Genomic DNA, 18,629 nt, shown 5'->3' with positions numbered 1-18,629 from the left:
TACCCAAAATTATCAGCTGATGAAGCAAGAAAAGATTAACAACAACGGTGCAGGGAAATGGAGAAACAGGTTTAAGAAATTAGGCATAGCAGGGCTTATATTTTTTACAGTAAAGGGCATTATATCTACTGCTCTTATTTATTTTGCAGGCAAAGGATTTTGGGAAATAATATCAGCATATTTTTCAAAGTAGAGAATAGAGATCGTCCAATCGGGATAGCTTTTACTTTTATTTTATCTAAAAGGAGGGAGAATATTATTAGTTATGAGAGATTTCATCGGGGGCATTTGCCCAGATAAGGTACTCACCACCGAGGCCCGCCATCATTTCTTTCCAAAGACGCTCGTCAGCCTGTAGGGTAAAGTCAAAATTAGTATCAATAACAATCCAAAGTTTGTTTTGAATTTCGTAATCGAGCTGCATAGGTGCCCAACTGGAATGGCCATAAAAAATCTTATAATCGATGAGCATAGTATCACCATCTGATATGGATTGTATAACGGTATCCCAATCTGCAGTGAGGTAATGGGTGTTATTTATCGGGATAAAGTCATTAGTTACGGGCGGATTCTTTCCGATGATAGAAAACTTGGTTACATCTACAGGACCGCCACATTGGAGCTCAAACTGAAAGAAATTACCGATTTTTATGGGTCTTATCTGCTTGCTAAACTTCTTGTTAAGGATATAACCGAGTGCTCCGTTCTGGTCGTGTTCAACGATTAAGACAACGGAACGATAAAATAAGTCCCGAGAGGCATCGGGAGTGGAGATTAATACTTTACCTTTGCAAGACAAATTCATAATTTCAAAAATAATAATTTCTAATGGAAAATCTACACGACAGAAGAAAAATTTATGATAAATATGAGCTGAGAGAGGCTGAGATGAAGGGAAATCCGATGGAACAGTTCAGGGATTGGCTCTTTGATGCAGAAGGAAGCGGATTAATCTCGGAAGCGAATGCAATGGCGGTATCAACGGTGGAATCTGATGGGTGTGCGAGGACGAGAATGGTGCTACTGAAGGCATATACCTATGAAGGCTTTATATTTTATACGAATTATAGGAGTAGAAAGGGGGAGGCACTGGCTCGTAATCCGAAGGCGTGCTTACACTTCTTTTGGCCGGGCTTAGAGCGGCAGGTGATTATAAAATCTGTGGTGGAGAAGCTGGCTGAGAACCTGAGTGATGGCTATTTTGCTGAGCGGCCGAGAGGAAGCCAATTGGGTGCGGTAATTTCGCCACAGAGTAGCATTATTCCAGACAAAAACTACCTTGAAAACAAGCTGAGGGAGGCTGAAAAGGCGTATGCGGGGAAGGAAGTGCCGAGACCGGAGCATTGGGGAGGGTATCTTGCGCGACCTTATGAGATTGAGTTCTGGCAAGGGCGGCCGAACCGATTACACGACCGTATTCTTTATACTTTAGGTGAGGATTATGACTGGCAACGGGTGCGATTAGCTCCTTAATCTGCGAATTATCGTTTTTATATCTATGCAGAAATCTGTTTTATTGAGGTTGCACTTTATTGTATTCTTGTGGGGCTTTACTGCGGTATTGGGGAAGCTGATTAGTGTAGATGCCTACCGGCTTACCTTTTTTAGGATGGGTTTTGCTGCGTTATTTCTCTTTATTTCTAATCGATTTATTTTACGAAACCGAATGAATATCTCGCTGAGGCTGTTGCTTCAGCTTTTTGGGGTTGGGAGCTTGATGGCTGGGCATTGGATATTGTTTTTTCTTTCGATAAAGGTGGCGAATGTGGCGATTGCGCTGTCTTGTATGTCTCTCTCGACGCTATTTGCGGCGCTTATTGAGCCTCTTATCTTCGGGAGGAGGGTGGATTTGAGGGAAATCATCATCGGAATTATCATTGTTGGGTGTATTCTTTTGATTTTTAATGCTGAAATGGCGTATAAAATGGGGATTATGTATGGGATTATCTGTGCATTGCTGGGGACGCTCTTTTCGGTGCTGAATGGGAAGATGTATGGGCGTACGGCGTCTGGAAATATTATTTTTTACGAGATATTTGGGGGTACGGTGGTGCTTTTTTTCTATTTTTTATTAACGGGACAGGGGGAAATATTGGATATGAGTGAAATAAGTTGGCAAAATTTATCGTTGATAGTCTTGTTATCAGGGGTATTTACGGCATATCCGATGCTGGAGTCTGTAAATCTGATGAAGTACATCTCGCCATTTACGATAATACTGACGGTGAACTTAGAACCTGTGTATGGAATTGTGCTGGCGTACTTGATTTTTGGGGAAACGGAGCATATGACGCCTGTATTCTACCTCTCGGCGGTAGTGATGATATTTTCTATTTTTGCAAATGGATATTTGAAAGCGAAACGGAAGCTGAAACGGCATTAAATACTATTAAAATAGCATTAAATACAATTAAAACTATGAAAAAGACGATATTTTTTATCCTTGCGATGGGCTTTTCTGGGCTTGGTGCGCAGGTTGTGAGGAAGTATTCTAATGAATTTTTGAATATTGGCGCTGGTGCGCGGGGATTGGCGCTTGGAGGGGCGGTAGTATCTCATCAAGAGGATGTTTATTCGCCAATGTGGAACCCAGCGGGGCTTATGGGCGTGGATGACGGCTGGCAAGCGGCGGGGATGCACGCAGAGTACTTTGAATCGATAGCAAAATACGATTATCTTGCCTTTGCAAAGCCGCTGGAGGGTAATTCGGGGGTGTTTGGGGTGTCATTGGTTCGATTGGGGGTTGATAATATATTGGATACGACGAAACTCATCGATACTGAGGGGAATATCGACTATGACAAGATACGAAAGTTCTCTCAGGCGGATTATGCGGGAATTATTTCGTATGCTTTTCGGGCGAATAGCCGACTAAGTGTGGGGGTGAATGCGAAAATCGTCCATAGGAATGTGGGTAAGTTTGCCAACTCCTTTGGTTTTGGCTTTGATGTGGGTGCGATGTATCGTACTGAGAGTGATTGGGCTTTTGGTGCGATGCTTCGTGATGCGACGACGACGACAAACTTCTGGGATATTAATAGAAAGGAGCTCTCCACAATTGTTAATGGGCAGGAGTTTAACCCTGTGCCAAAGCAAAAGTTGGAAATCACCACACCGAAGCTCAATTTGGCAGCGAGTAAGAAATTTGAGCTGAGTAGAGAGCTTGATTTGCTACCAGAAGTGGGCGTTAATGTAGATTTTGCAAAGACTTCAGCGCTTGTATCGACAGATTTTGCGAGTATTACGCCTTTTGCAGGAGCGGAACTGAAATATCAGGATATGATTTTCGTTCGTCTTGGGGTGAATAGGTTCCAAACCATAACCGATATTGAAGATCTGAAGCGAAAAGTATCTTTCCAACCAAGTGCTGGGGTGGGAATTAAGTATAAAGGGCTCAGTCTGGACTATGCAATAACCAACTCGGGCATTAGTGGGTCTAATTTCTACTCGAATTTCTTTTCTCTGAAGTTTGAAATCAATAAATTCTAAGAAACCAAAGAAAAATTTCCCGCTATAAAGGAGATTTTTTTATTGCATAAGAAAAATCGCATAATGATCCGCGCCCGCAATACTCTCCTTGGTTCAGTCTTTAGAACATAATGTTTACTTACGAGGGCATTAAGAACAGGGGGATCTACGCAGGGGTAAAAAACTTGCTGGATTGGAAGCCTACAAAGAACCTCCCATTCCTTATCTCCCGCATTGAAGACCCGTTTGATAACCGAGGCGTACCTAACTCTCACAGTTTAGAGTTTAGCCCTGACTATATCTATGCTCCCGATTAAGGTATCCGTGGTATTAGATTTAAGTTTTAGCGGGATTTATCGTGTAGGGAGCTGCTGAGATAACCCACATTCCCGTGTGAGAACCTCCCACACTCTCGTGTGAGGGTGTCTCACATTATCGTGTGGCTGCCCCATACCTATGGTGTATAGCTCCAATATTTTTCGTAACTATGCAAGGTTTTAAATTAAATACTTATGAGCACACAAGTTATCGTTCTTATTGTCATTGGAGTGGTTGCACTTCTTTTTATCTTGATGTATAATAGCCTTGTAAAGCTGAGAATGCTGGTACAGGAGGCGTGGAGTGGCATAGAGGTTTTCCTCAAAAAGAGGCACGACCTTATCCCCAACCTCGTGGAGATTGTAAAAGGCTATGCAGAGCACGAGAAATCAGTATTTAAGGAAGTTACCGAGGCGAGAAGCAAAGCAATATCTGCAAGCACCACAGAGGGCAAGGCAGAGGCGGAGAAAGCACTGAGCAATGCAATGCTCCACCTGAATGCAGTGGTAGAGAGCTACCCAGACCTTAAAGCGAATACCAACTTCCTACAGCTCCAGAGCCAGCTGACGGAGATAGAAGACAATATAGAGTCTGCCCGCAGGTACTACAACGGCACCGTGAGGGAGCAGAATACCGCAATACAGACCTTCCCGAAAAATATCGTTGCGGGGATGTTTGGCTTCCGTACTTCACCGTTCTTCGAGTTGGAAAACCCTGCCGAGAGAGCCGTTCCACAAGTGAAATTCTAATCCATTAATCACAAAACGATGAGAATATTTTCTTTCCTGTTGATATTTCTCTTCGCTCAGTCTTTTGCCCAGCAGGCGAGTGGCGATTCTTTGGGCTATCCTAAATATTATGAAAATGATGTTGAGGGTATTCTTAGCTTTAAATCCTTTATCAATGTAGATAAAGACCCGAAGACCATCAAGGTAAAGGAGCAGATTAAAGTGCGCTCAAAGGGTGAAGAAATCAAGCGTGGTATTGTAAGGAGCCTCCCTCTTAGCCGTGAGCTGAAGGGGAGAAGACTAAAGGTGAAAACCGAAATCCTCTCCGTGAAAAAGGACGGAGAAGCCGTACCTTACAAGACCAAAACAGAAGACGAACTCAAAATCTATATCGGGAGCGAAGACACCTACCTGAGTGAGGGCGATTATGAATACGAGATAGAATATACAGCGACCAACCAGATTGGCTTTTATAATGACTTTGATGAGCTCTATTGGAATGTGAGCGGCAACGGATGGAGCTTTGATATCGGCTTATGCGAAGCGACCATTACCTTCCCTAAGGGTGCGGAAATCCTGCAACAAGCCTGCTATACGGGTGCAGCAGGTTCTACCGATCACGACTGCTCCAGCAAGCTCCTCTCTAAAAATGTAATCCACTTTCAGGCGTATCATCTCGCGCCACACGAAGGGCTTACCGTAGCGGCGGGAATAAAGAAAGGCATTATCCAAGAGCCAGAACCGCCCACTTTTGGAGAGCAGTACTTTATGCTATTCCTCATCCTTCTTATAAGCCTTGTGGGGAGCTTTTTCCTTTACAGGAGGTGGCAGGCAGAGGGCAAAGACCCAGAAAAGCCTTTAGTTATCCCTCAATACTCAGTGCCGAGGAAATTATCGGTGGCAGATTTGGGCTATATCCTTAAAGAGGACTTTGATAAAAAGCTGGTCTCCGCATCGCTCACCCATCTGGCAGTGAAGAAGTACATTAAAATCGAGGAGGAGGGTAAGCGCGTTTTTAAAATCATCAAACTGAAAGATGCCAGCGAAGACCTGCCAGAAGAGGAGCAAATACTCTTGAGACGCCTCTTTAAAAACGGAAGAAAGAGCTTCACCATAGAGTCGAGCTATGATGAGGAGATGGAGCGTATGGTAGAGAAATTCCGAGTATCCGTAACCTTTAAATACACTAAACTCTTAGAAACAAAGCTCAATCTCAAGGCTTCGCTAAGGGCGATAGGAGTTTTTCTTCTCTCCTTGATGTCGCTCGGAGTTCTGCATACTTTCTACTTTAATTCGGATTGGGGCGGTCTTCTCACTTTGGCAATGACTATAGGGATTGTCTTTTTTGGGGTATTAATCGTTTGCTTCTGGCCGATGCGCTATCTCGCTTTCAGGATTTTCTTGCTCGTTGTTATCGGGTTGGAAGTGGTAGGATCGGTTTTCTTTCTCGGTTCGCTCTATGACCCAGATGATATTTCCTTTTCCTCCCTTATGGTTTTCGGCTGTATCGGTGCTCAGGTGATGTTCTATTATGCTTATCTGATGACGCAGCCAGACGCAGAGAAGCTGAAGATACAATCGGAGATTGAGGGCTTTAAAATGTATTTGGGCGCTGCTGAGACCAAGCTGATGCAGTTCCACAACCCACCGAAGATGACGCCAGAAGTCTTCCAAAAGTACCTTCCGTATGCGATGGTTCTGGGTGTGCAGAACATCTGGGGCAAGAAGTTTAGCAATGTCCTCAATACAATGTCCGAAGAAGAGCGAGAGGCATACGAGGCGAGTGCTCCTTATGTAAGTGCAGCGCTGTACAGCAGCTTGGCGAGCTCCATCAGTGTATCGAGCATTGCTCCGACCTCCAGCTCTAATGTGGGCTCGTCCTCCTCTTGGTCGAGTGGTTCCTCTGGTGGGGGCTTCTCTGGCGGCGGAGGAGGAGGTGGTGGTGGCGGCGGCTGGTAATCTGCCCCGCTTTTCGGTATTAAATTTTGAATCGATGAGCATCTTTTTCTCTGATGATTCATTAGCCTTAAAAAAAGATACGGACGAATTGATTAAAACACTGGGAAGAATTGTCTAAAACATGCGGATGTTTTACTAAAAACACTGGGAAGAATTTCTTACCCTTCTCAGATGAGCCTGTAGGGGCGCTTTTTCAGGGGTTGAAAATCTTCCTTGTTTTGGTATTTTTTGTATCTGTTCTTTGAATTAAATATTTTTGCCTTATCATATTTTAAAACCCTTTGCGATTATGCAGTCCATATCCGTTTTTGAGATTATTAAAGTAGGCATAGGCCCTTCCAGCTCCCATACGATGGGCCCTTGGAACGCTGCTGAAATGTTTATAGACCAGATAAAAAGGCACAGACCGCTAAGCGAAGTAAAGGAGGTCTTCGTGGAGTTCTTCGGTTCTCTGGCGAAGACAGGCGTCGGTCACGGTACCGATATCGCAGGGATGCTTGGGCTCTCTGGCGAGAACTTCCGAACCATCGATACCAATACCATAGACGAAAAGATAGAGAGGATTAAAACCGAAAATCAGATTCTCCTCGCTGGTGAGGTGAGGCTCCCGTTTGTTTATGGTCATCATTTAGTCCTGAATAAACAGAAGTCGCTGGACTTCCACCCCAATGGAATGATTTTCCGAGCGGTGTTTAATGATGGAGAGGTGCTCGAGCAGGATTACTATTCCGTAGGCGGTGGGTTTGTAGCGACTCAGGAGAATAATTCTATCGAGGAGCATTGCATAAGAACGCTTTACCCTTGCCACAACGGTAAGGATATCATCAAATATCTGAATAAATTAGGGCTTAGCAAGCTGTCTGACCTTATCTATTTGAATGAAGAGAGCTGGCGCAGCCGAGAAGAAACAGAGAAAGAAGCCCTGAGCATCTGGAAACACATTAAGGAGTGTATCTACAAAGGGGTGAATAAGCAGGGCATACTGCCTGGTGGGCTGAAAGTAACCCGCCGTGCTCACGATTTAAACCAAAAACTCCTCGGAGATAAAGTGTATAAGAATATGAATGAGTGGTTTGATGCTGTAATTTCTGCTCCGAAGGATTTCACCGCTGTGAATAAGTGGATTTCCTGCTTTGCTCTTTCCGTAAATGAGGAGAATGCCAGCTTTGGGCGCATTATTACGGCACCGACTAATGGAGCGAGCGGAGTAATCCCCGCCGTACTGATGTACTCTCAGGCCTTTACCCCTCATACTTCGGATGAGGATATTATCCGTTTTATACTCGTGGCTGGGGAGATCGGTACGCTCTTTAAGAAAAATGCAACCATCTCTGCCGCTATGGGAGGTTGCCAGGCGGAGATCGGTGTTTCTTCTGCTATGGCAGCGGCGGGGCTTACCGAGATAATGGGGGGCAGTCCTGAACAAGTTCTAATGGCAGCAGAAATCGCGATGGAGCATCATCTCGGCCTTACCTGTGACCCGATTGGTGGGCTGGTTCAGATTCCGTGCATAGAGCGAAATTCTATGGGAGCAATAAAGGCAATAACCGCTGCGAATATCGCAATGGAGAGCGACCCTAAGAAAGCCATCGTCTCCCTTGATGAGGTGATACAATCTATGTGGGATACCGCCCAAAGTATGAATGAAAGATTTAAAGAAACCTCTGAGGGTGGGCTTGCCATTGCTGTAAATGTAGCGGAATGCTAAGCTTCATCATTAGGTTTAAAAAATCGTTTTGAGCACATAGAAAATCCGATTAAATGGCTACTTTTGCAACTCTAAACAGGATGGATGATTAAATACTTAAAACTTTTGAGAATAGAGCAGTGGGTCAAGAATATCTTTGTTTTTGTTCCGCTCTTTTTTTCTGGGAAAATTTTTGAGTTTTCACTTTTTATTGAAAGCCTTTTTGCTTTTGCTGTATTCTCGCTTACAGCAAGTTCTATTTATATAATTAATGACTACATAGATATAGAAGCCGATAGAAAACACCCGATAAAAAGACGACGACCGTTAGCAAGCGGGGCTATTTCAAAATCCGTTGCACGGCTTGTTTTTGTAGGATTGCTATGCCTTATTGCTGGGCTTGTGTGCATAGGTTTCTGCTGTTTGGAGCATACAGACTGGCGGTTTGTGGCTATCATCGTTTCCTATTTTATAATGAACCTCGCCTATACTTTTAAGCTGAAGCATATAGCGATTATAGATATCAGTATTATTGCTTTGGGCTTTGTACTTCGGGTATTGGCAGGGGGCTATGCTACGGGGATTATTATCTCTCAGTGGGCGATACTTTTGACTTTTGTTTTAGCATTGGTTCTCGCCATTGGAAAGAGAAGGGGAGAGCTGATTAATGCACAGCTTACAGGTAAAACTCGTAGGGCATTAGACGGCTATAATGTGCAGTTTGCGGATATTGCACTTTCGGTATCGGTTACGCTGGGGATTATTTCCTATTTAATGTTTACCATTACGCCAGAGGTTCAGGAGAGGTTTGGGCAGAAGGTATTTTATACTTTTATCTTCGTGGTTTTTGCTTTTCTTCGGTATTTGCAGCAGACATTGGTGTATAACCGAACGGAATCTCCCACCAAGATTATTTACAGAGACCGATATATACAGCTTACCCTTTTGCTTTGGATTCTCTGCTTCCTGCTCTTGATTTATTATCATAATTAATTTTAGAGCGGTTGAGATTTATTTTAATTGACTATTCATCATTAGACTATGCCAGAATATAAACAGAAAGTAACCAATTGGGGCAACTTCCCAGTAGTAGAAAAAGTAATGAAGTCTGAGGACACTCTAAGTAAAATAAAGGATTTTGTGCTTAGAAATAGGGAAATCATTGCAAGAGGAAATGGAAGATGCTATGGAGATGCTTCATTGGCAGAGAATATTTTTTCTACCAAAAGGCTTAATAAATTCATCAGTTTTGATAGGATAGAAGGCATTATAGAATGTGAGGCTGGAGTGCTTTTATCCGATATATTAGAGGTCGTTGTGCCTCAGGGATATTTTCTGAATGTAACGCCAGGTACCAAATTTGTGAGTGTAGGAGGGGCAATAGCCTCTGATGTACACGGTAAGAATCATCACGCAGAAGGCTGCTTTTCCGAGTATGTAATAGAATTTAGACTGATGAAAGAGAATGGGGAGATTATTCTCTGCTCCCGAGAGCAGAATGCGGAAACCTTTTGGGCAACTGTCGGTGGAATGGGGCTTACGGGGATTATTCTCTCCGCAAAAATAAAGTTGAAGAATATTGAATCCGTTTATATTCGGCAGGAAAGCATTAAAGCGGAGAATTTAGATGAGATTTTTAAACTCTTTGAAGAAAGTGAGTCTTGGACTTATACCGTAGCCTGGATCGATTGTTTGCAGAAGGGGAAGAATATCGGGCGCTCTATTCTGATGAGAGGAGAACACGCTCTGAAAGCAGAGCTACCGGCATCATTACAAAAAAATGCACTGAAACTCAAGAAATCATTTATGCCTACTGTGCCGTTTTACTTTCCGAGTTTTGTACTGAATTCTTTGACCATAAAAATATTCAACTGGCTGTATTTTTATAAGCAAGCGAAGAAGCAAGTAAATAATTTTGTGCATTATGAACCTTTCTTTTACCCCCTTGATGCAGTTAATGAATGGAACAAAATCTATGGTAAGAAAGGCTTTATACAGTATCAGATGGTAATCCCAAAAGATAAGGGCAAGGAGGGGATGAGAAAAATCCTTGAAACGATTGCTAAGTCGGGCAACGGTTCTTTCCTCGCAGTACTAAAACTCTTCGGTAAGAATAATCCACAGGCGTATAATTCCTTTCCTATGGAGGGCTATACCCTTGCGTTAGACTTCAAAGTAAATTCTAAACTCAAAAAATTAGTGGAGAGTTTAGATAAAATTGTAGAGGATTTTGGAGGCAGAATATACCTTACCAAAGACAGTATGAGCAAGCCAAGCCTTACCAATTATCTTAAAAATGTAGATAGTCCCAAGTTTATTTCTTTGCAGAGAAAAAGAATATTAAATCCCTAATTATTTAGTTTTATGATTGTTTTAGGTAGTAATTCGGAAGTAGCACAGGCATTTGTAGAGAAGGTTTTATCCGAAGGCAGAAGATTTGAAAAAATATATCTTCTTACCTCTAATAGAGATTCCGCAGAGCGCTTTGCTCGGCATATAGAGGTGAAATATTTGCAATATTCCGAAGTTGTAGATTTTGATTTAATGAATGATGACCAGTATTATAAACTGGATTATATAGATTCGGATTTGCTCTTCTGTGCTTCTGGATATTTGGGCAAAGGCACAGCAGAGGGGCTTTATGATAATAAAAACACCCAAAAGATTATAGATATTAATTATGCTAAGCTCGTTCCGCTTATAAATTATTTCGCTCAGAAGTTTGAATCGAAGAGAAGAGGGACTATCATCGCGCTCTCTTCGGTAGCGGGTGATAGGGGCAGGCAGAGTAATTTTATTTATGGTTCTGCAAAGGCAGGTTTTACGGCCTACCTCAGTGGGCTTAGGAACTATATGTACAGCAAAAAAATCAATGTGATTACAGTGAAGCCAGGCTTTATGGCAACTAAGATGACGGAAGGTTTGCCCCTCAATCCTAAGCTCACAGCAAGTCCTAAACAAGCTGCTGAATGTATCTACAAGTCCTATAAAAAGAAGAGGGATACGGCTTATGTACTCCCTGTTTGGTGGTTTATAATGGCTATTATCAGGAATATTCCAGAATTTATCTTCAAAAGATTGAAGCTGTAAAATGAAAAAGTTCTATTTCTTTGATTTTGATGGAACGCTTACCCATAAAGACACAATGTTCCTCTTCCTCAGGTTTGCCAGCCCTTCTAAGTACAGATTTCAGTACTTGAAGCACATTCCTCTGTTTATTCTCGTGAAGCTAAAACTGATAGATGCCGCTCAGGTAAAGAAAAGTTTTATCAGTTCTTTGCTAAAAGGCAAAACTCAGGAGTTTATAGAAAGGAAGTCCCAAGCATTTTTTGCGGAGTATTATCCAAGTTTAATTAGAGAACGGGCGTTAGATTTTATTCAGAAAATAGACAGAGAGAAGACTGACTCTTATTTGGTAACCGCATCTTTGGATATTTGGGTAAAGCCTTTTGCGGAGGAGTTTAAGATGAATCTCATCTCTACGGAGGCATATTTTAAGGATGGAGTATTTACAGGTGAATTTAAAACACCCAATTGCAATGGCAGGGAAAAGGTAACCCGAATAAAAGCCCAAATACAAGGTAAGAAATACGATAAGACCATCGCCTTTGGCGATACCAGTGGAGATAAGCCAATGCTCCAATGGGCAAATGAAAGCTATTTCAGGTTTTTCCATTAAAAAATCCTTAGTGAACTCTCACTAAGGATTTTTTAGATTTTCAAGACTATTCTAATTAAACAGAAACTGCTTTAATTAATCTATTAGTATCGCTCAGGTGCTCTTCCATAGAAATCATACTTTCTGTACGCATTACATCATTAATATCATCAATCTGATAAATGATTCTCTTCGCATCTTCGGTATTTTTAGCGATTATCTTACAGAAGATATTGTATTTACCAGAAGTTACGCTTATCTCTACCACATTTGGGATAGTTGCCAATTCTTTCAATACATTTTGAGTTTTGTTAGATGCAGAAAGCAAGATACCGATATATGCAGTAAAGTTAAATTCCAACTTAGAGTAATCAATAACTAAGGAAGAGCCTTGGATGATTCCTGCATCTTCCATTTTCTTTACTCTCACATGAATGGTACCCGCGGATACATTCATTTGTTTCGCAATCTCCGTGAAAGGAGTTCTTGTATTTTCAACTAAAAAATCCAGGATTTTTTTGTCGATTTCATCTAATAAATAGTTCATAATGTTGACTCGTTAAATTATTAATAATAGATCATCTTTCGGCAAATTTAAGAAAAAAAACTATTAGTGAAAATTTATTTTAAAAATTAACGGTATTTAACGCTATTTAAACGCTTATTTTCTTTAAAAGTTTCATTCTAATGAGAAATAATGAAAATGATGTAGAGTAGAAGAAATAATATTTCTTTTATATTATATTTTAAATAATTTAATTCATTATTTTTTGTCTTTAATAGTTATTTTTATCATCTTGTTTTACCAATAGACTGTCTTGCTTTAATTTTTTAGTCAGCATTATGGGGGATACTACCAAAGTATTTGCCTTCTCTCATTAAAAAAAAGAATAAAAAATATCGATTTTTCATTTCTTTTTTTGTCTGTTAAAGCTTAGAAAATTGATTTATTGCGATAGAAAATATATGTTTTTCTATATAAATCAAGAATTGATTACGAAAAATACATTACCCAGTCTGATAAAAGTATTATGAGTAATTGTATTACCTGTTTACAAACTGTACGATTATAGCTAAATCTCTTGGCTGGTAGCAGGGCGAGGACTGGCGGTAATACTAAGGTCGGCAAATTCTTGTCTGTCGTATTTGAGTTTTGCTACCATTGCAATCATAGCGGCATTGTCGGTAGTGTATTCAAATTTGGGAATATAGGTCTTCCAGCCGAGTTTTTGGGCTTTGTGTGTTATGGATTTTCTGAGCTCTGAGTTTGCAGAGACACCTCCTGCTATGGCTATTTCTTTTATATTTAAGTCAGAGGCTGCCTGTTCTAATTTATCTATTAAGATTTCAATAATCGTTCTCTGTATGGATGCGCAGAGGTCATTTAAGTTCTCTTTAATAAAGTTGGGATTTTCTTTTTCAGCCTTTTGAATAGCATAGAGGAAGGAGGTTTTCAGCCCACTGAATGAATAATCATAACCCGCAACTTTGGGCTTGCTGAAGGAAAAAGCCTTGCTGTCTCCTTCTGCCGAGAGCCTGTCTATAACTGCTCCTGCGGGATACTCCAGCCCCATTATTTTTCCTATTTTATCAAATGCTTCACCTGCGGCATCATCTATTGTTCGCCCGACAATCTGCATATCAAAATAGTCTTTTACGAGTACAATGAGGGTATGCCCACCGCTTACGGTAAGGCAAAGAAAGGGAAACTGAGGAGGTGTAGGGTTGGCATCATCTATAAAATGTGCGAGGATGTGCGCTTGCAGGTGATTGACCTCAATTAATGGAACGCCCAAGCTCATGGAGAGCGATTTTGCGAAAGAAGTACCCACCAAGAGCGAGCCGAGCAGTCCAGGTCCTCTTGTAAAGCCCACTGCGGAAATATCTTTTTGTTGTATCTTTGCTTCCTTGATAGCCTGATGAATAACGGGGACTATATTCTGCTGATGCGCTCTTGAAGCCAGCTCTGGAACCACCCCTCCATATTCTGCGTGTACCTTCTGGCTGGCAGCGATATTGGAGAGCACAATATTCCCCCTAAGAACAGCTGCAGAGGTATCATCACAAGAGGATTCAATGGCGAGGATAATAGGTGTATTCATTATGTTTTCAGGATTAATGTCTGCAAAAATTCATTAAAAAGAATGGCAAATTTAGAGAATATAAACGAGATAGAGAAAGAGCAAACAGCCGATAGAGCCGAGAGAAATCCTAAACAAAAGAGGAAAATGCATTGGTTTTTTAAGCTCTTTATCTCTTTATTTATTGGGATTTTTATCCTCATTCTCACTTTATTTATCGCATTAAACCTCAGTGTAACTAAAAACTGGATTGCTCAGAAAGGTTTAGACTTTCTCAATAAAGATTTTAAGACAAATATCTCTGCGAGCAGCGTAGAGATAAACTACTTTGGAGATGTAGTTATCCACGGATTAAAGGTAAAAGATGATAGAGGACTGGACTTCCTAAAAGCGGAATCTGTAGTTGCCGAATCTGATTGGATTTCCTTAGTAAAAGATGCCATTAACGGAACCAATTCCTTTAACTTTAAAAAGATTGCCCTGAATAATGCCGATGTACAGGTCATTACCTATAAAGGGGATAGCACGGCTAATTTCATTAAGTTTATAGAACTCTTTGATGATGGCAAACCGCGAGACCCGAAGAAACCTCTCTTTAAGATGGCAGCGAGTATAGAGATTCATAATTCCAAGCTCTCTATCATCAACCAAAACTCTGAGGGAGATGCAGGCAAGTGGTTAGTTGGCACATCGGTGAATATGAGTATCCCTTCCCTTAAAATTGCAGGGCCAGATATTAATGCAGACCTTCAAAACCTCTCATTCACCACAGAACGATGGGGAAAAACTCATAAGGTAGAGCGGTTCGCAGGGCTGTTTTCACTAACTAATACAGCGCTTTCCTTTAAAGAATTAGTCTTTGATACCGATCACTCACTCTTAAAAGGTGATATTTCGTTCAATCTCGATAAGGAAACCAAGTGGCAGGACTTTAATAATAGAGTAATCTGGGATTTAAAGTTTGACAATGAGACTAAATTAAGCGGTTACGACATCAGCTACTTCGTTACGAATTGGGACAATTATACCCCTCTAAGCCTGCAAGGGAAAATGTATGGTGTGCTCAATGATTTTAAGCTCCAAAACTTTATGCTGAGCAATGATAAGGTGAATATACGAGCGGTACAAACTCATCTTGCAAATCTTCTTGATGGAGATTTTCAAATCAAAGCGAGTGGCTTGTCTACCGATTTCACTTATAAAGATCTTAAAGCAATGTTCCCATCCTTTATTGCACAAAAGATGAAGAACTTTGCGGATGATTTCGGGCGCTTGAAATTCAATGGAAATGTAGAGGTAAATCCTAAGCAGGTCTATATAAATAAAGGAAACCTCATCACTGGGATAGGCAATGCTGAGATAAGAAACTTTTACCTCAATGATTTCAGTACAGATATACCGAGGTACAGCGGAGATTTTAATATCCAAAACCTCAATACTTCTGCGATTACAAAATCTAAGCAGGTGGGGAATCTCTCTGGAACTTTTCACCTCAGAGGCAGGAGCTTTGATGTGAATACAATGGTACTGGAAACCACTTCCCATATTGCCAGCATAGAGCTAATGGGCAAAAATATCAAGAATTTATCTCTGAATGGTACGCTTAACCGTAAGCAGTATAATGGGGAAATCAGCATTAATGACCCTAATGCCCAAGCCCATATCAAGGGTTTGATAGATTTCAGTACCAGCCGTTTGTTTGCCAATGTAGAAGCCCATATCAAGCACCTGGATGTTCATTTCTTTAGTGGACAAAAGGGCAGGCAGATTGTAAGTGGAGATTTTAAAGGCAAGGTAGCAATGACGGATATTAATGACCTTACCTTAGATGCTTCTCTTCATAATATTCATTATTTCTCCGAAGGGCAGAAGATGAGTGTGCCAAGCGTAGAGGTAAATACCTACATTAACCAAGGCAACAGGGTTATCAGCATCAATGCCCCAAACGCCATCAATGGAAAGATAGAAGGGCAGTTTAACCTTGCTGACCTTGCAGGAATGGTGCAAAACGGAGCCGAGAGAATCCTTGTGAGCAACGAGCCTAAGAAAGTCTATAAAGGTCAGTTCTTCAATGCAGAATTTACCATTGGGCAGCAGCTTACCGACTACTTTATGCCCGAGCTTAAGCTCACCCCAACCAGCCCTATTACCCTCTCTTATGATGGGAATACCAACAACCTGAAACTCTCTGCAAGTATGGATAAAATCGTCTATACAATGAAGAAAAAGCAGAGCACAGAAATCGCTAAAAAAGCCTTGGAACAGCTCAAGATTTCTACACAAGCACCTATGAAAAACGATAGCATAGTAGCTGAGCAAATTACCCTGAATATAGACACCGAAAACCCCGAAGACCAAATCTTCGCCAGAGCTAAAAGACTGCAATATGGCGACAATGTTTTCAATGATTTCTCCCTCTATGGCGAGAACGAATACGGAGAAAAGCTCCACCTCTCTACCAGCTTTAAGTTTGGAAGCAAAACCGATGAGAAGAACAATAGCTTAAAGAGCTACTACATTACCTTAAACCAGACTTTGGATAAGGAGGGCAATTATATCTTTAAGTTTGCCCCTACACATTTGAAGTTTAACAATATTACTTGGAGTATAGATACTTCCGAAGGCTTGGAGCAGTCTATCACCTATAAGAAGAAGACGGGTGAGGTATTGGTAGAAAACATCAGAATTTATTCGGATGACAGCTCGCTGTACATTAAAAATGCACATTATAAATCTGCATCCAACTTTGAAGCGGAAGGAGAAGTGAGTAATCTACAAGTCTCCAAACTCTTTGAAATGCAGTCCGGAGGCAACAGTATGGACTTCCAGGGTGTAGCCAATGGTAACTTCCACATCGTGAAGAATGAAACGGCACTCGAACCTCTCATCAATATCAATATAGAAGGGATGAAAATGGGCGGTAGAGATATGGGAAGCCTCAGTATAGACGCAAATAAAACCGATATACCGAATATTTACGACATCGGTATGAGGCTTAAATCCTCTGGATTATTCGGAGGGAATAAGCTCGATATCGTAGGTACGGTGGATAACAACCAAGAGACCCCAACCTTGGATATTAGCGCCAATATGAATGACTTTGACCTCGCTTTCAGCCAGCAGTTCGTTACGGGTATTTTCAGCAATATGCGAGGCAAGGCAAACGGTACCGTAAGGATTTCCGGTCCGTTGGATGATATTGATTACAGTGGAGATATCAACCTCTCTAAATTCGGCTTCAGGCTCGACTTTACGGGGGTAGATTACACCTTTGACGATACCGTAATCCCTCTTTCCAAAGGCTTCGTAGTCCTCAACGATATTAGAATAAAAGACAACAGAGCTAATTCCGATGGTTCTATCTCTGGGTTTATCAGGTTTGATACCCTCGCTTCTATGGGCGTCAATCTCTTGGTAAGAGCGGAGAATCTCTTGGTCTTAGACTCTAATCAGAATACCAATGACCTTTTCTGGGGCAGGGTCTATGCTAATGGCGACCTCTACATCTCAGGGCCGGTAACGGGCTTGGATATTTCTACCCCAAATATGAAAGCACTCAACGGCTCTGCTTTTGCCTTTAATTCCAGCTCTACCTCCAGTGTGGAAGAGTTTAAAATGCTCAGATTCCTCCAAAGGGAAGCCAGTGGTGCTATCGTCTTAGCAAAAAAGAAAGCTACAGGGGCTAATGTAAATGTAGATTTCACCCTCAGCGTAGATAAAGGGACGAATGTAAGCGTTTTGCTCGGCGAAAGTGTGGGCAATATCAATGTAAAAGGAGAATCCGAAAGGCTGAGATTCCAGCTTTCAAGGACGGGCGTAATCAACCTCAGTGGAGATTATTATGTGGATAATGGCTCTTTCGTTTCCAAAGCCATTCTGGAGCGAACCTTCCAGATTGCAAAGGGCAGTAACCTGAAGTGGGACGGCAATGCAATGACCCCTCAGCTCGGCATCAAGGCAAATTATAACCGTACCGTAACCAACCTCGGGCAATATCTCGGCACCAGTACCTTGCCTCCTGTGAATATACAGCTCACAGTGAATATCTCGGGGACACTCAATGCACCGGATATTAGTTTTGATGTAGCTGCTCCTGAAGTTTCATCTCAAATCAAAGAAACCCTCGCCTCTAAGATGACCAATGAGGATGAGAAAATCCTCCAATTCGGCTCTGTACTCGCGCTCAGCAGTTTTAATATCTCCAACTCGGGGAGCCTTGACATTAATACCAATAATGCCTCCCAATCCATCGGTTACAATCTCGCATTTAAGCAGCTCACCTCTGCTCTGAATACCATTAGCGATGATGTGAAATTGGATATCGACTACCTCAAAGGCGACCAAGCTGCCAATACTGCCGATAGGGCAAATGCCAGCGCTCATATCACCGTATCGCCAAGGGTGAGCATAAAAACAGCCCTCGGAGTGCCTATTGCCAAAACCCAAACTACAACCAATAACTACCTCTCTGGTGAAGGCACAATAGAATACGATTGGAGCAAGAATAATGATGGCTCGCGCCTCTTCCGCGTATATTCTAAGCCCTCAAACATTGGGCTGATTGCCGGCTCCGAGACCTCTGCCAACCAAGCCTATGGCATCGGTGTAGTTTATACCAAAAGCTTTAACCGCTTCTTCCCTAAAAAAACCGATAAACAAAAACAAAACGAACAAAAGAAAGACAGTATAAGCGATAAGAAGTAAGCTTCGCACACTTGGCTTTTAGCGAT

At 41.6% G+C, this 18,629-nt stretch carries 16 protein-coding genes; 13 read left to right on the top strand and 3 right to left on the bottom strand.

Annotated features, from left to right (window positions below; translation table 11 throughout):
* The first annotated feature begins 19 nt into the window (after positions 1 to 19).
* Positions 20 to 193 (top strand): hypothetical protein, encoded by a 174-nt coding sequence (locus tag DBX24_RS09325; RefSeq protein WP_162926730.1) that lies wholly within the window; start codon positions 20 to 22, stop codon positions 191 to 193.
* A gap of 66 nt (positions 194 to 259) precedes the next feature.
* Here DBX24_RS09325 and DBX24_RS01935 read toward each other — a convergent pair whose 3' ends face one another.
* Positions 260 to 805: a YqgE/AlgH family protein gene (locus DBX24_RS01935; RefSeq protein WP_160223801.1), complete on the bottom strand. Its 546-nt coding sequence runs from the start codon at positions 803 to 805 to the stop codon at positions 260 to 262.
* Positions 806 to 828: 23 nt separating this feature from the next.
* On the opposite strand from DBX24_RS01935, the gene pdxH reads away from it, so the two are divergent.
* The 11 genes from pdxH to DBX24_RS01880 all read left to right on the top strand — a co-directional run bounded on the left by pdxH (position 829) and on the right by DBX24_RS01880 (position 11,839).
* Positions 829 to 1,473, top strand: coding sequence for a pyridoxamine 5'-phosphate oxidase (gene pdxH, locus DBX24_RS01930; RefSeq protein ID WP_120488605.1), 645 nt, complete (start codon positions 829 to 831; stop codon positions 1,471 to 1,473).
* 25 nt (positions 1,474 to 1,498) lie between these two features.
* The gene (locus tag DBX24_RS01925; protein ID WP_160223800.1) at positions 1,499 to 2,383 is read left to right on the top strand and encodes a DMT family transporter; all 885 of its coding nucleotides are present in this window, start codon (positions 1,499 to 1,501) and stop codon (positions 2,381 to 2,383) included.
* Between the two features lie 35 nt (positions 2,384 to 2,418).
* Positions 2,419 to 3,489, top strand: coding sequence for a putative type IX sorting system protein PorV2 (locus tag DBX24_RS01920; protein ID WP_120488607.1), 1,071 nt, complete (start codon positions 2,419 to 2,421; stop codon positions 3,487 to 3,489).
* A 110-nt stretch (positions 3,490 to 3,599) separates the two neighbouring features.
* Entirely contained in the window at positions 3,600 to 3,785 is a 186-nt protein-coding gene (locus tag DBX24_RS01915) for a hypothetical protein (protein WP_160223799.1), read from the top strand.
* 195 nt (positions 3,786 to 3,980) lie between these two features.
* A complete protein-coding gene (locus DBX24_RS01910) occupies positions 3,981 to 4,535 on the top strand; it encodes a LemA family protein (RefSeq protein WP_160223798.1) in 555 nt (184 codons plus the stop codon).
* Between the two features lie 18 nt (positions 4,536 to 4,553).
* Complete coding sequence (locus DBX24_RS01905) at positions 4,554 to 6,473, top strand: DUF2207 domain-containing protein (RefSeq protein ID WP_160223797.1); 1,920 nt, start codon at positions 4,554 to 4,556, stop codon at positions 6,471 to 6,473.
* Positions 6,474 to 6,762: 289 nt separating this feature from the next.
* Complete coding sequence (locus DBX24_RS01900; RefSeq protein ID WP_120488609.1) at positions 6,763 to 8,181, top strand: L-serine ammonia-lyase; 1,419 nt, start codon at positions 6,763 to 6,765, stop codon at positions 8,179 to 8,181.
* A gap of 84 nt (positions 8,182 to 8,265) precedes the next feature.
* Positions 8,266 to 9,153 carry a decaprenyl-phosphate phosphoribosyltransferase gene (locus tag DBX24_RS01895; RefSeq protein WP_160223796.1) on the top strand — a complete coding sequence of 296 codons (888 nt, stop codon included), beginning with the start codon at positions 8,266 to 8,268 and terminating at the stop codon, positions 9,151 to 9,153.
* Between the two features lie 48 nt (positions 9,154 to 9,201).
* Positions 9,202 to 10,512, top strand: coding sequence for an FAD-binding oxidoreductase (locus DBX24_RS01890; protein ID WP_120488611.1), 1,311 nt, complete (start codon positions 9,202 to 9,204; stop codon positions 10,510 to 10,512).
* Positions 10,513 to 10,524: 12 nt separating this feature from the next.
* Positions 10,525 to 11,250 (top strand): SDR family NAD(P)-dependent oxidoreductase, encoded by a 726-nt coding sequence (locus DBX24_RS01885; protein ID WP_120488612.1) that lies wholly within the window; start codon positions 10,525 to 10,527, stop codon positions 11,248 to 11,250.
* 1 nt (position 11,251) lies between these two features.
* Positions 11,252 to 11,839, top strand: a complete 588-nt coding sequence (locus DBX24_RS01880; protein WP_120488613.1) for an HAD family hydrolase — start codon at positions 11,252 to 11,254, stop codon at positions 11,837 to 11,839.
* A gap of 55 nt (positions 11,840 to 11,894) precedes the next feature.
* Here the strand turns inward: DBX24_RS01880 and DBX24_RS01875 are convergent, their stop codons facing one another.
* Together DBX24_RS01875 and tsaD are read right to left on the bottom strand one after the other, a co-directional pair.
* Positions 11,895 to 12,365 carry an Lrp/AsnC family transcriptional regulator gene (locus DBX24_RS01875; protein WP_120488614.1) on the bottom strand — a complete coding sequence of 157 codons (471 nt, stop codon included), beginning with the start codon at positions 12,363 to 12,365 and terminating at the stop codon, positions 11,895 to 11,897.
* Positions 12,366 to 12,891: 526 nt separating this feature from the next.
* Positions 12,892 to 13,920: a tRNA (adenosine(37)-N6)-threonylcarbamoyltransferase complex transferase subunit TsaD gene (gene tsaD, locus DBX24_RS01870; protein WP_120488615.1), complete on the bottom strand. Its 1,029-nt coding sequence runs from the start codon at positions 13,918 to 13,920 to the stop codon at positions 12,892 to 12,894.
* A gap of 42 nt (positions 13,921 to 13,962) precedes the next feature.
* Here tsaD and DBX24_RS01865 point away from each other — a divergent pair, with 42 nt between their 5' ends.
* Complete coding sequence (locus tag DBX24_RS01865; RefSeq protein WP_160223795.1) at positions 13,963 to 18,603, top strand: translocation/assembly module TamB domain-containing protein; 4,641 nt, start codon at positions 13,963 to 13,965, stop codon at positions 18,601 to 18,603.
* Positions 18,604 to 18,629: the final 26 nt, after the last annotated feature.

It is taken from the genome of Bergeyella cardium (genome assembly GCF_009914665.1).
Classification (GTDB): domain Bacteria; phylum Bacteroidota; class Bacteroidia; order Flavobacteriales; family Weeksellaceae; genus Bergeyella_A; species Bergeyella_A cardium.
This window is presented reverse-complemented; position numbering and strand designations above follow the sequence as displayed.

Excerpts from the sequence above, each read along its gene's own strand:
- DBX24_RS09325 (WP_162926730.1), top strand. The coding sequence starts at position 20 with ATGAAGCAAGAAAAGATTAACAACAACGGTGCAGGGAAATGGAGAAAC.
- DBX24_RS01935 (WP_160223801.1), bottom strand. The coding sequence starts at position 805 with ATGAATTTGTCTTGCAAAGGTAAAGTATTAATCTCCACTCCCGATGCC.
- pdxH (WP_120488605.1), top strand. The coding sequence starts at position 829 with ATGGAAAATCTACACGACAGAAGAAAAATTTATGATAAATATGAGCTG.
- DBX24_RS01925 (WP_160223800.1), top strand. The coding sequence starts at position 1,499 with ATGCAGAAATCTGTTTTATTGAGGTTGCACTTTATTGTATTCTTGTGG.
- DBX24_RS01920 (WP_120488607.1), top strand. The coding sequence starts at position 2,419 with ATGAAAAAGACGATATTTTTTATCCTTGCGATGGGCTTTTCTGGGCTT.
- DBX24_RS01915 (WP_160223799.1), top strand. The coding sequence starts at position 3,600 with ATGTTTACTTACGAGGGCATTAAGAACAGGGGGATCTACGCAGGGGTA.
- DBX24_RS01910 (WP_160223798.1), top strand. The coding sequence starts at position 3,981 with ATGAGCACACAAGTTATCGTTCTTATTGTCATTGGAGTGGTTGCACTT.
- DBX24_RS01905 (WP_160223797.1), top strand. The coding sequence starts at position 4,554 with ATGAGAATATTTTCTTTCCTGTTGATATTTCTCTTCGCTCAGTCTTTT.
- DBX24_RS01900 (WP_120488609.1), top strand. The coding sequence starts at position 6,763 with ATGCAGTCCATATCCGTTTTTGAGATTATTAAAGTAGGCATAGGCCCT.
- DBX24_RS01895 (WP_160223796.1), top strand. The coding sequence starts at position 8,266 with ATGATTAAATACTTAAAACTTTTGAGAATAGAGCAGTGGGTCAAGAAT.
- DBX24_RS01890 (WP_120488611.1), top strand. The coding sequence starts at position 9,202 with ATGCCAGAATATAAACAGAAAGTAACCAATTGGGGCAACTTCCCAGTA.
- DBX24_RS01885 (WP_120488612.1), top strand. The coding sequence starts at position 10,525 with ATGATTGTTTTAGGTAGTAATTCGGAAGTAGCACAGGCATTTGTAGAG.
- DBX24_RS01880 (WP_120488613.1), top strand. The coding sequence starts at position 11,252 with ATGAAAAAGTTCTATTTCTTTGATTTTGATGGAACGCTTACCCATAAA.
- DBX24_RS01875 (WP_120488614.1), bottom strand. The coding sequence starts at position 12,365 with ATGAACTATTTATTAGATGAAATCGACAAAAAAATCCTGGATTTTTTA.
- tsaD (WP_120488615.1), bottom strand. The coding sequence starts at position 13,920 with ATGAATACACCTATTATCCTCGCCATTGAATCCTCTTGTGATGATACC.
- DBX24_RS01865 (WP_160223795.1), top strand. The coding sequence starts at position 13,963 with ATGGCAAATTTAGAGAATATAAACGAGATAGAGAAAGAGCAAACAGCC.